At 63.1% G+C, this 13,974-nt stretch carries 15 protein-coding genes and 1 pseudogene; 10 read left to right on the plus strand and 6 right to left on the minus strand.

Annotation, left to right across the window (positions count from 1 at the left end; all coding sequences use genetic code 11):
• Positions 1-19 precede the first annotated feature (19 nt).
• On the minus strand, positions 20-601 hold the full coding sequence (locus ACQUSQ_RS03790; RefSeq protein WP_435067164.1) for a DUF7524 family protein: 582 nt from the start codon (positions 599-601) through the stop codon (positions 20-22).
• A gap of 49 nt (positions 602-650) precedes the next feature.
• A complete protein-coding gene (locus ACQUSQ_RS03795) occupies positions 651-839 on the minus strand; it encodes a methytransferase partner Trm112 (RefSeq protein WP_435067165.1) in 189 nt (62 codons plus the stop codon).
• Between the two features lie 88 nt (positions 840-927).
• On the opposite strand from ACQUSQ_RS03795, the gene ACQUSQ_RS03800 reads away from it, so the two are divergent.
• Genes ACQUSQ_RS03800 through ACQUSQ_RS03815 form a run of 4 tightly spaced genes read left to right on the plus strand, consistent with a single transcriptional unit; the run spans position 928 to position 2,200 of the window.
• The gene (locus tag ACQUSQ_RS03800; protein ID WP_435067166.1) at positions 928-1,344 is read left to right on the plus strand and encodes an SRPBCC family protein; all 417 of its coding nucleotides are present in this window, start codon (positions 928-930) and stop codon (positions 1,342-1,344) included.
• Between the two features lie 52 nt (positions 1,345-1,396).
• Positions 1,397-1,672: a CGCGG family putative rSAM-modified RiPP protein gene (locus ACQUSQ_RS03805; RefSeq protein WP_435067167.1), complete on the plus strand. Its 276-nt coding sequence runs from the start codon at positions 1,397-1,399 to the stop codon at positions 1,670-1,672.
• Positions 1,673-1,674: 2 nt separating this feature from the next.
• Entirely contained in the window at positions 1,675-1,935 is a 261-nt protein-coding gene (locus tag ACQUSQ_RS03810; protein ID WP_435067168.1) for a hypothetical protein, read from the plus strand.
• Positions 1,936-1,960: 25 nt separating this feature from the next.
• The gene (locus tag ACQUSQ_RS03815; protein ID WP_435067169.1) at positions 1,961-2,200 is read left to right on the plus strand and encodes a DUF7120 family protein; all 240 of its coding nucleotides are present in this window, start codon (positions 1,961-1,963) and stop codon (positions 2,198-2,200) included.
• Between the two features lie 3 nt (positions 2,201-2,203).
• Here the strand turns inward: ACQUSQ_RS03815 and argH are convergent, their stop codons facing one another.
• The gene (gene argH / locus ACQUSQ_RS03820; RefSeq protein WP_435067170.1) at positions 2,204-3,460 is read right to left on the minus strand and encodes an argininosuccinate lyase; all 1,257 of its coding nucleotides are present in this window, start codon (positions 3,458-3,460) and stop codon (positions 2,204-2,206) included.
• A gap of 142 nt (positions 3,461-3,602) precedes the next feature.
• Between argH and ACQUSQ_RS03825 the strand changes: the two genes are divergently transcribed.
• The 3 genes from ACQUSQ_RS03825 (at position 3,603) to ACQUSQ_RS03835 (ending at position 6,117) form a co-directional block, all read left to right on the plus strand.
• Entirely contained in the window at positions 3,603-4,466 is an 864-nt protein-coding gene (locus ACQUSQ_RS03825; protein ID WP_435067171.1) for a rhomboid family intramembrane serine protease, read from the plus strand.
• A gap of 72 nt (positions 4,467-4,538) precedes the next feature.
• Positions 4,539-4,913 carry a hypothetical protein gene (locus tag ACQUSQ_RS03830; protein WP_435067172.1) on the plus strand — a complete coding sequence of 125 codons (375 nt, stop codon included), beginning with the start codon at positions 4,539-4,541 and terminating at the stop codon, positions 4,911-4,913.
• A 178-nt stretch (positions 4,914-5,091) separates the two neighbouring features.
• Complete coding sequence (locus tag ACQUSQ_RS03835) at positions 5,092-6,117, plus strand: hypothetical protein (protein ID WP_435067173.1); 1,026 nt, start codon at positions 5,092-5,094, stop codon at positions 6,115-6,117.
• 105 nt (positions 6,118-6,222) lie between these two features.
• On the opposite strand, the pseudogene ACQUSQ_RS03840 reads toward ACQUSQ_RS03835, so the two are convergent.
• Positions 6,223-7,046: pseudogene (locus tag ACQUSQ_RS03840) on the minus strand (IS5 family transposase).
• A gap of 139 nt (positions 7,047-7,185) precedes the next feature.
• Here ACQUSQ_RS03840 and ACQUSQ_RS03845 point away from each other — a divergent pair.
• Together ACQUSQ_RS03845 and ACQUSQ_RS03850 are read left to right on the plus strand one after the other, a co-directional pair.
• Positions 7,186-7,953 (plus strand): inositol monophosphatase family protein, encoded by a 768-nt coding sequence (locus tag ACQUSQ_RS03845; protein WP_435067174.1) that lies wholly within the window; start codon positions 7,186-7,188, stop codon positions 7,951-7,953.
• A 368-nt stretch (positions 7,954-8,321) separates the two neighbouring features.
• Positions 8,322-10,328, plus strand: a complete 2,007-nt coding sequence (locus ACQUSQ_RS03850; protein ID WP_435067175.1) for an AMP-binding protein — start codon at positions 8,322-8,324, stop codon at positions 10,326-10,328.
• On the opposite strand, the gene ACQUSQ_RS03855 is transcribed toward ACQUSQ_RS03850, so the two are convergent.
• Positions 10,329-10,952, minus strand: a complete 624-nt coding sequence (locus tag ACQUSQ_RS03855; protein WP_435067176.1) for a ferredoxin--NADP reductase — start codon at positions 10,950-10,952, stop codon at positions 10,329-10,331.
• 99 nt (positions 10,953-11,051) lie between these two features.
• Between ACQUSQ_RS03855 and ACQUSQ_RS03860 the strand changes: the two genes are divergently transcribed.
• Positions 11,052-12,284: an iron-containing alcohol dehydrogenase gene (locus ACQUSQ_RS03860; RefSeq protein ID WP_435067177.1), complete on the plus strand. Its 1,233-nt coding sequence runs from the start codon at positions 11,052-11,054 to the stop codon at positions 12,282-12,284.
• Here the strand turns inward: ACQUSQ_RS03860 and ACQUSQ_RS03865 are convergent, their stop codons facing one another.
• Entirely contained in the window at positions 12,285-13,907 is a 1,623-nt protein-coding gene (locus ACQUSQ_RS03865) for a long-chain fatty acid--CoA ligase (RefSeq protein ID WP_435067178.1), read from the minus strand.
• Positions 13,908-13,974: the final 67 nt, after the last annotated feature.

The following is a 13,974-nucleotide window of genomic DNA, read 5'->3' on the forward strand; positions in this document are numbered from 1 at the left end:
CTAATCCGACAGCTTCGGCTCACCGAAGCAAGGCGACGAGGGCGACGAGGACTGCCCCGACGACGACGCCGGCGCCGACGAGAACGGCCGGACTCTGGACGGCGTTCGCGACGGCGAGGGCGACGGCGACGGCGACGAGGCCCAGTCCGATGACGGGAAGCGTCCGCCGACTGGGGAGGACGCTCCCGAGGCGTTCGGTGAGGGGTGGCGACGACGACCCAGTGTCGTCGCGCTGGGGCGTCGAGAGCGTCTCGTCGACGTCGACGGACTGGGAGTCGGTTTCGGGTTCGATTGTCACTTCGATTTCAGAGGTTTCGGCCCCGTAGCCGGTCGAGATTTGTAGCGTCCCCGTGACCGGCGAGTCGACGGATTCGACGCCGACGGGGACCGAATGGGTCGTGTCTTGCTCGACGAAAACGTTGCCGTCGGAGTCGATACGCGCCACCGCCGACAGGGCGTCGTCGGCGTGGACGTGGGTGTGGACGGCCTGACCGTGGTTGCGGAGTTCGAGGGAGAACGACTGGTCGATGGCGAACTCGGCAGGTGCTTCGATAGTGTGAAGCGCCCCACGGTTTAACTCGACGAGCAACACCGGAGTCACAGACGAGAGTCACACCGAGGGACGAAAAAACTTCAGGCCGAAGGTCGCCTCAGTCCTCGTCTCGCATATCCGGCGGGAGCAAGTTCGGGATGCCGTCCTCGATGGGGTACACCTCGCCCGTGGTGGAGCCGACGAGACGCCCCTCGATGATTTCCTCGCCGTCTCGCTCGTCGACTTCGAGTTCGAGGTCGCTCTTATCGAGCGGGTCACAGAGAATCTCCATCAGGGATTCTTTCATTACTCGGCAGGTGGCGTCGTGCCGATAAAAATCCACGGGTACCGCGGCGGGAGGGGGATTCTTGGGCGTGGCACCGAGAGCCCCAGATATGCAATCGGTGACCGTCTCGCGGACGATAGACGCACCGGCGGCGACGATTCAGGCGGCCATGGAGGACGTGGAGACGTTCATGCTCGCCGCAGGCTTCGACGACGTGACCGTCGAGGGTGACGTTATCGACATCCAGAACCGAGTCGGCATCGCGACCATCGAACTGACCGTCGAGCAAATCGACGTTCCGGAGGCCGTCTTCGCGTACGAACAGCGCGACGGCATCTTCGAGTCGATGCGGACCGTCTACCGCCTCGACGACGCCGGCGACGCGGGGACGACAGTCGAGGCGACGACCGATTTCGCCCTCGACGTTGCCCTCGTGGGCGACTTGCTCGACGCGACGGTCATCAAGCGACAGCGCCGCAAGGAACTCGACGCCCAGTTCGACTACCTCGACTCGGTGACCGACTGAGGCGAACGTGTTCGGGGGACGATTTGGGGGCGCTCGACACCGAGTGACGACCATGAGTCAACACGACGACCCCACCCACGACACGTCGTGGTCGGCGTCGCTCGAAGGGCCGGAACACGCCGCCAGCCGCGACCGGTTGGTCGAGGAAGCTATCGAAGCAGTCGAACGCACGGCACCGGGCAGACACGTCAACCTCGTCACGCACGGGGACCACGGCCACCCCGAGACGTATCTCTACTCCGTCCTGCGCGAGCAGTTCGAGGACGTGACGGTGGAGTACGTCGAGCAGTGTGAGTGTGGCGGGTACGTCACCCGCGTGCACGTCTGAGTATGCCGGCGGCCGACTACCGCGGCGACGAGTTGACGGAGCGCCTCCGGCGTAGCGGCGTCGCCACCGCGGAGCGAGAACTGGCGACGGCTCAGCAGGCGCTCGACGACCTGACGCCGGCCCAGCGGCGAATCGTCGCGGACATGGCCCACCGCATCGCCGCCGGCGTCCTCGAACCGGCACGAACTGCCGACGACGAGGCGGTCGCCGAACTGTTCGACTCGGCGGAGTCAGCGAGCCCCGAATCCGAACCGGGTTTTTAATACGTGGGACTCGTGAGTGGCGACTATGCCAACCGCCGAAGTTTCGCTCCCGGACGACGTAGACATCGAGATTCGACAGCTCATCGAGGAAGGCGAGTTCATCAACCGCGACCAAGCCGTGGAGGAACTCCTGTCGCTCGGCGTGTCGGCGTACACGACGGAGGAGACGCCGCAGTCGACGGACGAAGACCTGTTCACACAGGTCGTCGAAGACCAGCAGGACCCCGCGATGCGCAACGAGTCCGACGAGGAGCGCACCCTGTAAGCGTCAGTCCTCGCCCAACAACCGCGCCGACATCGAATCGAACGCCTCGCGTTCCTCGGCCCAGAACTCGCGCTGGTCGCCGAGTGGCTGATTGACCGGTTCCGCTACCTCCGAGTGCGTCTCGTACTCCTCACTCGCCTTGACCTCGTGGTACGCGTCTCGGAAGGCCATCCCCTCCGTCACTTTCTGATTGGCCGTGTAGGCGGCGAAGATGCCCTCGTCGATTTCGAAGTCGTCGGAGAGTTCGAGGCTCTCGACGAGCGGCGTGAGGATATCGAGCGTCGCGCGCACGGTGTCGATGCCCTCGATGAGATGCCCCTTGGTCTGCTGGCTGTCGCGGTTGTAACCGCTCGGGAGTTTGCCGATGATGCGACGGATGGCCTCCTTGCCCGCCGACACCTCCTCGGCTTTCGCCCGCGCCAGTTCGAGGATGTCGGGGTTGCGCTTCTGGGGCATGATGGAACTGCCCGTCGTGTAGTCGTCGGCGAGTTCGAAGAACTGCTGGTCCTCGGAGAAGTTGATGACGTCTTCCGCGAACTTCTGGATGTCGAGCATCACCAAATCGAGCGCCTGCAACAGCTGTAGCTCCTGTTTCCCCCGATTCGAGCAGTAGATGGGGTTGTGCTGTTTCTGCGAGAAGCCGAGGAGTTCGGTCGTCAGGTCGCGGTCGATATCGAGACTCGTGCCGTACGACGCCGCGGCGCCGAGCGGGTTGGAGTCGATGATGCGATAGGTCGCGCGCATCGATTTCAGGTCGTCGATGAGCGCGTCGACGTAGCTCGACGCCCACAGCCCCGTCGAGGAGGGCATCGCCTGCTGCTGGTGGGTGTACCCCGGGATGAGCATGTTCTTCTCCTCGGCGAAGGTCCGGAGCGCGTCCACGAGGTCAAGCAGTCGGTGCGCCAAGTCGATGGTCGCGTCTTTCATGAACAGCCGCGTGTCGACGAAAATCTGGTCGTTCCGAGAGCGGGCGAGATGCATCTTCTTGCCCGCCTCCGTTCGCTGGGTGACGCGTTCCTCGACGAAGGTGTGGACGTCCTCGCCCTCAACCTCGTCGGCCTCGTGATAGATATCGGTGAGCGCGGCCCGGAGGGCATCGAGTTCGTCGTCGGTCAGGAAGCCCTGCCGATTGAGCATCGTGACGTGGGCGAGATTCGTCAACACGTCGTACGGGAGAAACCGATTCTCGAACTCCGTTGGCTCCATCGTGTACTGCAGCGTGGCCTCACTGGCCGAGTGCTCGGTGTTCTCCCAAAGCATGCTCTCGGATACCGACAGACCGCACTAAAGGGTTTTGTACCGCCTCGGATTCGGAGTGGTGGTTCCCTACGTTACTCCCATTCTGGCGACCTGTTTTCGAGGTCGGCGTATATTTCGGTCGAACGATTCTTCCCACTTCCGTGTGACCACCGACATAATGCGCTTTGAGGCTGACTTCGAGACACCTCCCGCGCTCCAAGACTTCATCGGCCTCATTGCGATTGCCGCGCTCCTCGCTGCGATCCACTTCTTCGCACCAACATCACTCAAAGAAGCACTCGTCTTCGACTACGCTCAATTTCGGGTTTACACGCTCTTTACCGCAGCTTTCGTCCACGCTTCGAACACCCATCTCTATGGGAATCTATTGGGCTACGCGCTCACGATTGTGTACGCCTACGCTCTCTGCCTCCACAGCGATGGCTTCCGATGGTTCCGTCGAACCACCATCGCAGTTCTGATTGCCGTTCCCATTCTGACGAATCTGACGAGCTACGTCATTATCTCGTCGCAGTATCCCGCCTCGAACCCCGTCTCAAGGGGATTTTCCGGTGTCGTTGCTGGCTTCGGTGGAATGCTGCTGGTCGCACTATATCGATTTATCCGGTTGAAGTTCAACAAGGATCTGGCGTGGGCTGTCGGGCTGTCCCTATTCCTCCTGCTGATGCAGTTGATTGACCTCCGCTATGCAGGTGGCCTTCGGCTCTCAGTGACCGGACTGGTCCTCCTTGGCATCGTACTCGTGTTCGGACAGTACCTCTACCAGCGCGACATTGTCATCGACGAACGCGCTGATATCGAGCGGATAGGAATCGCGGCGGGCGTGGTCGTACTGGTCGGTGTCGTACTGGCTGTGCTGGTGTTGGGGTTGTTCCCACAGGCCGAGGCGCTTGTTGAAGATGGCCAGTTTACGAATGTATTCGCACATGCGGCCGGGTTTCTATGGGGACTTGTGACTTCTTCAGCTCTATTCATGTTCACAGAAGGGCTTCAGGAAGTTGAATGACGTCAAGAAAGTGCTTCTATATCCATTTCATGCCTAGATTTTGGTATCTGTTTCTCGTTTTATCTAATCAGGATGGGATCTGAATCCGACGAGAAAAACAAACAGGATTCGATCGAGGAAAGCGATGTCAATATCTGTATTGAGAATTTAGTCAGTATATCTTCTAACATCAAGATCGGAGATATATCTGATTCTTTTCGTCTTATACCTAGTTCTTCTCTCTTAGGGAGAGTTCCATGGAAATTCACTTGGGTTGCTCTCTTGGGAGAAATTACAATCCGCATTGTATCCCAAGTACCGATTGGGAAATTCTCTTCTGGGTCCACACCGGGACAAAATACAAGATATATGGAAATTCTCTTTAGCGAGTTGCTGCTTCCGATTATTAGTTTGGTTGCCCTCGTTGTGGTCGTTGGTTATCTTGCCGCTCATTTGAAAGACAAGTAGACGCTCAATATGGGATGTCGTTTCTGAATAATCGGCCTTGTTTAGACGCGGACCAGTCTATTTATTTCGACAACGACACGGCGAATCAGTTGTCTAATGAATCTGCGAACATACCTATAAGTTGCCTTGGTAGAGAAAACCCACTATATACTTACATATCGGACCTGTCTGGATGGGTGTGACACGAGACCTCGATCTTCCCACGTTTTCGAGGAGACGAGTGCTCCAAACCATAGGGACGGCCAGTGCCTCAGGCCTTGCAGGCTGTGCCAGTAGTGGTACTGGCACGGACGAATCTACAGAAACGTTCGACTCACCGGAACCGACCGCAGAACCGACAGAAACATCCGAGAGACGTGAGGTGCAGGATATTCCTGTCGAGGAATTTGTAGCGATCTGGTTCACCGAGGTTAACCCTGAGGATAATGCTTTCGCCGGTTCATTCAGCCCACAACAGCTACGTACTGAAATCAGTGAAACACTAACAGAGGGGTCTTACGGTAAAGTTGCGTACGAAGATCTCCCCTATGCCCCTGGAGACGTTCCGCAGACGTTTATCCGCGATATGAACATCCCTGTCCACTCGTCGATAAAGGTAGATCAACTCCCCGCAACGACGCCGTCCGAGCAAGTCACGTCAACGTTGGCTGAGAATGACTACGAACAGGTTCAGGACGTTGAGGGGTACTCAATCTACCGAAACCCCTCCGCGGATGCAGTCTATGGTGTTGGGTCGGGCCGTGTCGTCATCGGTGTCAATTATAATGAACCAGCACGCTATGCGAGGAACTCCCAACACCAGAAAGACGTCGTAGCTCGAATCGAAGAGCGTTCCCAAACAGATTCAGGGTTCACGACGAGCATGGAGGACGCGATAGCGGCACTGGAGATCCATGACTCGCTCGGAATCTGGGAGTACGATAGTGACGACGCCGACCTAGTCGACGGTCTAGATCCAGAGTACCAACCGGATGTCGGGATGACATCTGTCGATATCGATGCCGATATACAATATGGGTCGTGGGCATTCGAAGATGAAAATCTCGCGGAGTGGGTTCATGCTGACCTACAAGAAGGCGGCTCGCCATACGAGTGGGAGCGAATAACCCAGTCAGACAACGTAATCACGGCGGCAGGTGAGGCGCGGGTCAAATATCACATAAACGAGCCCACGAGTTTAAACCTCTCTTTCCCAAAGATTTGAGGAGAGAACCGGCTGTTCCCCGAGTTCTGTCGAGACAGGGAGACGTCCTGTGGGGATTGTCAAAATCCTACGTGTGAAATAGCATCGCCGCTGTACTGACCGACGTTAGAGAGCAAGCTCGACGTTCCTCACAGTCGTTTTCAGCACGAGTTCTCTGAACTGTCCGAACCATGTTCGTGCTCGGAGCGTGTCACCGTACCGCTGCTTGAGTGCAAAGAAGACGGCCTCAACCACTGACCGTTGGTGATAGATGTCATCGTCCTGGCGAGCGTTGTGCGCCATATCCAAGGAACAGAACTCTCGATGTTTGATTACTGGCCGAACATCCGCTTCTCGAAGTTCATCACGCAGGTCGTCCCAATCATACCCCTTGTCAGCGGTAACGGTCTGTAATCGGTTGAGATTCCGTGAGAGCACCTGCCGCCCGACATGGTATCGTGTGGCTGTTTCATCGAACAGTGAATGTTCCAATACGGTGCCAGTTTCCAGTCTACCAACGCTGTCGTCTTGACCGATCTGAAGGTGTAGTCTGTCCGGTTTGCGTAGTGACGGCTGACCGAATGGCGGTCGAAGCCAGTTGCGTCGATAGCCTGCACATCTCCAACATCGTGAAGATCAGCGGAAAGTCGAAGGAGAGTACGCCAGACAACCATCTCGAGTTGCTGTTTGCGTACGCACACGGTTGTGAAACCCGGCAATTCGCTGCGGTCGAGATCCAATTTCTCAACAATACCGTGCATCTCGTGAAGCACATCAAGGAGTCGCCGATATGGAAGGTCGAGATACTCGCGGAGACCGTGGATTGTGACGATCACCCAGTCCGCGTAGCCGCCGTCACCCTTCTTGACTGCCGGGTCGGGGTTGCCAGATACAGCACGTTTCGCCAACGCTACGAGGCGGTCTGTAAAACGGGAAAGACGAGATGGCACACTACTCAGCTCTCGTTCTGATGCCGTTAGTTCATCGATGTGTGCTGTTCTCTACAGCGTCTAAACACGGCCGAATAATCTAATCAGAGTATTCCCGAAGCCCGAACCCTCTTGCCCCACCACGGGGTAGGCGAATCCAATGGACCGGCACGAGATGGCCCTGACGGCGGCCCGGGCGGGCGCGGACCTCGCGATGGAGCTGTTTCGGACGACGCTGACGGTCGAAACGAAGTCCTCGGCCACCGACTACGTCACGGAAGCCGACACCGGCGCCCAGCGACGAATCATCGAGCGCATCACCGAGGCGTTCCCCGACGATGCCATCGTCGGCGAGGAGGGCGACCAGCGCTCGCACCTGCGTCCCGACGAGACGGCGTGGGTCATCGACCCTATCGACGGCACGACGAACTACGTCCGCGGCCTGCCAATCTGGGTGACGAGCGTCGCCGCCGTCGAGGACGGCGACCCGGTCGCCGCCGCGAACGTCTGGCCGGCGCTGGAGACGGAGTATCACGCGGGCGCCCACGGCGTGACCTGCGATGGCGAGGCGGCGACGGTGAGCGAGGTGACCGACCTCGAATCGAGTATCGTCGCGCCGACGCTTCGCTACGACCGCGAGTACACCTACGCGGCGTTGCTGGACGCCATCTCGCCGGTCGTGGGCGACATCCGTCGCTTCGGCTCCGCGCAGGCGACGCTCTCGCTGGTGGCGGACGGCCGTCTCGACGCCGCGGTTGGCCTCCTCGAAACCCGCCCGTGGGACACCGTCGCCGGCGTCCACCTCATCGAACGCGCCGGCGGACGCGTCACTGACCTCGACGGCGACCTGTGGACGCCGGCGAGCGAGGGCATCGTCGCCTCGAACGGCGCGATTCACGACGACTTGCTCGCCGCCCTCCCGGACTGATACGTAGTAGATTACCGCGTTCGAACTGAAGACACCTCGAAAGCCCCCGTCCGTTCGCCGCCTGCGACTCGCTGCGCTCCTCACTGCGTTGCGGTGCTTGCGTCGTCTCGGCTGGCGAACGGACGGCCCCTTTCAGTCCCACCCGCATCGACTGGCCGACCGGCTGCCGTCGGGTGGGACTGAAAGGGGCGACTCGCTGGAGGAAGGCGGCTGACGTAAGCACCGCAGGCCGAAGGCCGAGGAGCGCAACGAAGCCCCCAACTCCAGCGAGTCGGGGCTTTCGAGGTGGTCACAGTAGCACTCTACACTGAGAGGAACTACTGATGCCGGGCGAAAACCTATTACCCGGACCGAATGCACGTTCGGGCATGAGCCGCGAACGGGAGCGACGGACCGACGACGTCGTCTATCACCCCTCTCGGGAGTTCGTCGAATCCACGAACGTCTGGGAGTTCATGCAGACCTACGACATCGACGACTACGAGGAACTAATCGAGCGCACCACCGGGGAAGTCGAGGAGGAGCCTCGCTCCGGCGTCACGTGGTTCTGGGACGAACTCGTCGACTACCTCGGCATCGAGTTCGACGAGGGGTACGACGCGGTCCGGAACGACGCCGCAGGACCGCAGTTCACGGAGTGGTACCCCGGCGGGAAACTCAACGCCGCACACAACGCGGTCGACCGCCACGCGGCCCCCGACTCCGAGCGCCGGAACACGGTCGCCTGCATCTGGGAGGGCGAACCCGGCGAGGTGCGGGAACTGACGTATCACGAACTCGCCAAGCAGTCGAATCGGGTGGCGAACTACCTCGAATCCCGCGGTGTGGGGGCGGGCGACACCGTCGGGTTGTACATGCCGATGGTGCCGGAAGTCGTCTCGATTCTCTACGGCTGTTTCAAGGTTGGCGCCATCGCCGTCCCCGTCTTCTCGGGGTTCGGCGTCGACGCCACCGCGACCCGCATCGCCGACGCCGAGTGCTCGGTGCTGTTTACGGGCGACGGCTTCTATCGCCGCGGGAGTCAGGTGACGCTGAAGGAGACGGCCGACGCCGCAATCGAACAGGCGGGCCACGTCGAACACACGGTGGTCTACGACCGCCTCGGCCTCGCGAGCGACGGGGAAATCCCGTGGGACGACGACCGAGACGAACACTGGGCGGCGACGGTCGGGGAGGCCGACGCCGACTACGACACCAAATCCCTCGACTCGAATCAGGAGTCCATGCTCCTCTACTCCTCGGGGACGACGGGGACGCCGAAGGGCATCGTCCACACCCACGCCGGCGCGCTGATGCAGGCGGCCAAGGAGGTGTATTTCGGAATGGACCTCAAGCCCTCGGACCGCTTCTTCTGGGTGAGCGACATCGGTTGGATGATGGGGCCGTGGACGCTCCTCGGCACCCACGCCCACGGCGGCACGGTCGTCATGTACGAGGGGGCGCCGGACCACCCCGAACCGGACCGCTTCTGGCAGATGATAGACGACCACGGCATCACGCAGTTCGGCATCTCGCCAACCGCGATTCGCGCGCTCCGCAAGCGCGGCGACGAGTGGATTGAGGGCCACGACCTCTCCAGCCTTCGCCTCTTGGGGTCGACGGGCGAACCGTGGGACCCCGAGTCGTGGCTCTGGTTCCACGAGGAAGTCGGCGGCGGCGACACGCCGATTATCAACATCTCCGGCGGCACCGAAATCATGGGCTGTTTCCTCATGCCGATGCCGATAACGCCGCTCAAACCCTGCACGCTCGGCGGGCCGGGGCTGGGCATGGACATCGACATCGTGAACCACGAGGGCGAGTCCGTCGCCGACGCCCACGAACGGGGCTTTCTCGTCGCGCGTGACTCCTGTCCGAGCATGACCAAGTCGCTCTGGAGCGGCGACGAGCGCTATCTCGAGGAGTACTGGAGTTCGTGGGACGGCCTCTGGGACCACGGGGACTGGGCGCAGAAAGACGACGACGGCTTCTGGTTCCTCCACGGGCGCGCGGACGACGCCCTCAACGTCGCCGGGCGGAAGGTGGGTCCCGCGGAAGTCGAGGGCGCCGCGATGGAACACCCGGCGGTGAATCAGGCCGCCGCCGTCGGCGTGCCCGACGACACGACGGGCACCGCCGTCGTCCTCTATGTCGTCCCCGAAGCCGACGCGACGGAGAGCGACGACCTGCGCGCGGCGATTCGGGATACGGTCGGGACGGAACTCGGCAAACCCTTCCGCCCGCGCGAGGTGCGTTTCGTCGACGCCTTCCCTAAGACCCAGAGCGGGAAAATCGTCCGCCGCGCCATCGAGGCCGTCTATCGGGGCGAAGAACTGGGCGATATGGACAGCATCGAGAACCCCGACGTCTTGGACGATATCGCGGACGCGCGGTAGTCAGCGCGGGCCGAAGCTCTCTGCCTGCAAGTCGTCGACGCCGACGGCCTCGGCAACCGTCTTGGCGTCGCGGACGAACGATTCGAAGCCGAAGACGTAGACGGTGGCGTCCCCGGCGTCGGCGAGGGTGTCTGCGGCCTCGTCCAGCGACTCGACGAGGAGGACCGTCGCGCCGTCGGCTTCGAGGGCGTCGAGGCGGTCACGGTGTGGTGGCTCCTCGCCCCAGAAGACGATGGTGGCGTCGTGGTCGGCGCGGCGGGCACGTTCGGCGATGCCGACTGCCGGCCCGATGCCCGGCCCCTCGGCGACGACGACGGCGTCACCGTCACCCGTGTACTGGACGTCGCCGAAGGGACCCTCTATCTCCAGCGTGTCGCCCGGCGTGCGCTCCGCGAGCCACGGTGCGAGCGTTCCCTCGGGGACGTACTCGACGGTAATCTCCAGCGTCCCCTCGGTGTCGGGCGAGGAGAGGGTGTAGTAGCCCGTCTCCTCGACGCCGTCGACGGTGGCGCGGACGAGCAAGAACTGCCCGGGGTCGGCGTCGAACCCCTCGGGCGTTTCGAGTTCGAGCGCGACCGTTCGCGTGCCGACTTCCTCGATAGCCGCAACGGTGGCCTGTGTCATACCACGCCCTCGGGCGCGCCGGGGGATAAACCTTCGAGGACGGCGGCGGGACGGGGCGCGGCCAACCTATAAGACGGCGACGTGCAATCTTCGTGTGGTATGCACGACACCGTACTTTCGCGGGAGACGCGCACCGTCGTCTCGCCGGGACGAATCGAACTCGGCGCCGGCGCGGTGGAGTCGGTCGGTGCGCACGCCGCCCGCTACGGAGAGACGGCCCTCGTCGTCGCGACGGAGCAGATTTTCGAGTTCCACGGCGACACGGTCGTCGACCGACTCGACGCCGCGGGCGTCGACAGCGTCGTCTACACCGACGTCCGCCCCGACCCGACCGTCGAGAACATCGAGCGCGCACACGCCCTGTACGCGGACAACGACTGCGACCTGATAGTCACGCTCGGCGGTGGCTCCTCTATCGACACCGGCAAAGGCGTCGGCATCCTCGCCGCCAACGACGGGGATATCCGCGATTTCGGCGTCGACCGCGCGGGCTACGAGGGCGTCCCCAACCCCACGCCGCCGCTCGTCGCCGTCAACACGACGGCGGGGACGGGCAGCGAGGCGACGCGCTCCGTCGTCGTCAGCGACGAGTCCACGGCCACGAAGTTCCTCATCGTCTCCGCGAACGTCGTGCCCGACGTGGCCATCGAGGACCCCGAACTCACCGTCTCGCTCCCCAAGAGCCACACCGCCTTCACGGGCATCGACGCCCTCACTCACGCCATCGAGGCGTACGTCTCGACCGAGTCCTACAGCGTCCCCGACGGCTACGCCGAGGAGGCGATGGAGCGCATCGTCCGCTCGCTCCCCGTCGCGTGGGCCAACGGCGACAACCTCGACGCCCGCGCCGACGTGCTGGTCGGGCAGTTACAGGCCGGACAGGCCTTCACCAACGCCTCCGTCGCGCTCGTTCACGGCCTCGCGCGACCGCTCGGCGCCCAACTGCACGTCCCCCACGGCCTCGCAAACGGTCTCATCCTCCCCTACGTCGTCGAGTTCTCGTCGGCGGCCGCGCCGGAGAAGTACGCGGAAATCGCGCGCATCCTCGGCGTCGCCGACGCCCGCACGCCGACCCGCGAGGCCGCCGACGCCGCCGCCGAGGGTATCCTTCGCCTGTGTGAAGACGTCGACCTGACCGGCTATCTCGACGAGTTCGGCGAGGTGCCCGCTCGCGAGGACTACCTCGACGTCGTCGACGATATGGTTCAGGACGCCATCGACTCCGGGTCGCCCGAGAACAATCCGCGAAAGCCCACGCGGGAGGAACTCGTCGCCCTCTACACCACCATCTACGACGACGCGCTGGCGCCGGACAGTCCGCGTCGCTCCTGATTATGCCGGCGGGTCGGCGTCGACGCTCCCGTCGAGCGTCCGGTCGTAGCGCCCCCGAAGCCCCACCTTGTCGAATTTCCCCGTCGCCGTCTTGGGCAGGGAGTCGACGAACTCGAAGCGGTCCGGCACCCACCAGTCGGGGTAGCGGTCCCGGAGGCTTGCGCGGAGCGCGTCGAGCAGTGCCGAGCGGTCGTCCGCGTCGGTGACGAGGAAGGCGACGGGGCGTTCCCCCCAGCGTTCGTGTGGGACGCCGACGACGGCCGCCTCGCTCACCGCCGCGTGGTCCATGAGCGCGGTTTCGAGCGCCTGCGAGGATATCCACTCGCCCCCGGAGTTGATGATGTCGGCCGCGCGGTCGACGAGTTCGATGTAGCCGTCGGCGTCGACGGTCACCACGTCGCCCGTGCGGAGCCACGACCCCTCGAAGGCGTCGTCATCGGCCCGCCCGTAGTACTCAGTCGTGACCCACGGCCCCCGAATCAGGAGTTCGCCCATCGACTCGCCGTCCTGCGGGACCGACTCACCGTCGTCGTCGACGACTCGGAACTCCAGCCCGGGGAGAATCAGTCCCTGTTTCGTGTGCTTGTCCACCTGCGTCTCCTTGTCGGCGTCGCGAAGGTCGGGCTTGAGGTGGGAGACGGCCCCCACCGGCGCCGTCTCGGTCATGCCCCAGCCGTGGACCACCTCGACGCCCAAGTCGTCGTAGGCGCGAATCAGGCGCTCGGGGGGCGCGGCGCCGCCGACGATGATGCGCTCCAGCGTCGAGAGGTCGGCGTCGTGGGTCTGGAGATAGTCGAGGACGCCCAGCCACACGGTGGGGACGCCCGCCGAGAGCGTGACCCCCTCCCGCTCGATGAGCGTCACGAGGTCGGCGGGGTCGGGCGAGGGGCCGGGATAGACCTGTTTCGCCCCCGCCGCCGTCGCGGCGTAGGGCAGGCCCCACGCGTTGATGTGAAACATCGGGACGACGGGCATCACCACGTCGGCGTCGGCGATGTCGAGGCCCATGGGCGTCAAAATCGCCATCGTGTGACTCCAGAGCATCTGCTGGGTGTAGGCGACGCCCTTCGGGTCGCCCGTCGTCCCCGAGGAGTAACACAGGCCGGCCGGGGCGTCGCCGTCGAGGTCCGGGTAGTCGACAGCGGCGTCGTGGCCGGCGAGAAAGTCGTCGATGCCGGTCGATTCGAGCGGGAGGTCGGCGCCGTCGCCGACGACGACGGTCTGCTCGACGCTCGCGAACGCCTCGGGGTCGTAGGCCTCGCGCAGGGCGTCGGCGAGCGACGCGTCGACGAACAGGAGGCGGTCGCTCGCCTCCGCGACGATGTGCTGGATGTCCGCGGCCGGGAGCAGGGGGTTGATGGTGTGTAACTGCGCGCCGAGGTTCGGCACGGCGAAGTACGCCTCGGCGTGGCGGTCGTGATTCCAGCAGAGCGTCGCCACCCGGTCGCCGCGCTCGACGCCCGCGGCGCGCAGGGCGGCGGCCAGTCGGCCGACGCGCTCGGCGTAGGCGGCGTACGTGTAGCGGACGGTTTCGTCGGCCCGTCGGGCGACGAGTTCGCGGTCCGGATACAGACGGGCGGTCCGCGACAGAAACGGGCGGAGCGTCTGGGCGTATCCCGGCATACGATACCGTACCGAGTGGCGCCGGTAAAGGTCTCCCGACCGCGAGTTCGGCGAGCGCGAAGTCGAC

This window comes from Haloplanus sp. C73, assembly GCF_051195115.1.
Lineage (GTDB): Archaea > Halobacteriota > Halobacteria > Halobacteriales > Haloferacaceae > Haloplanus.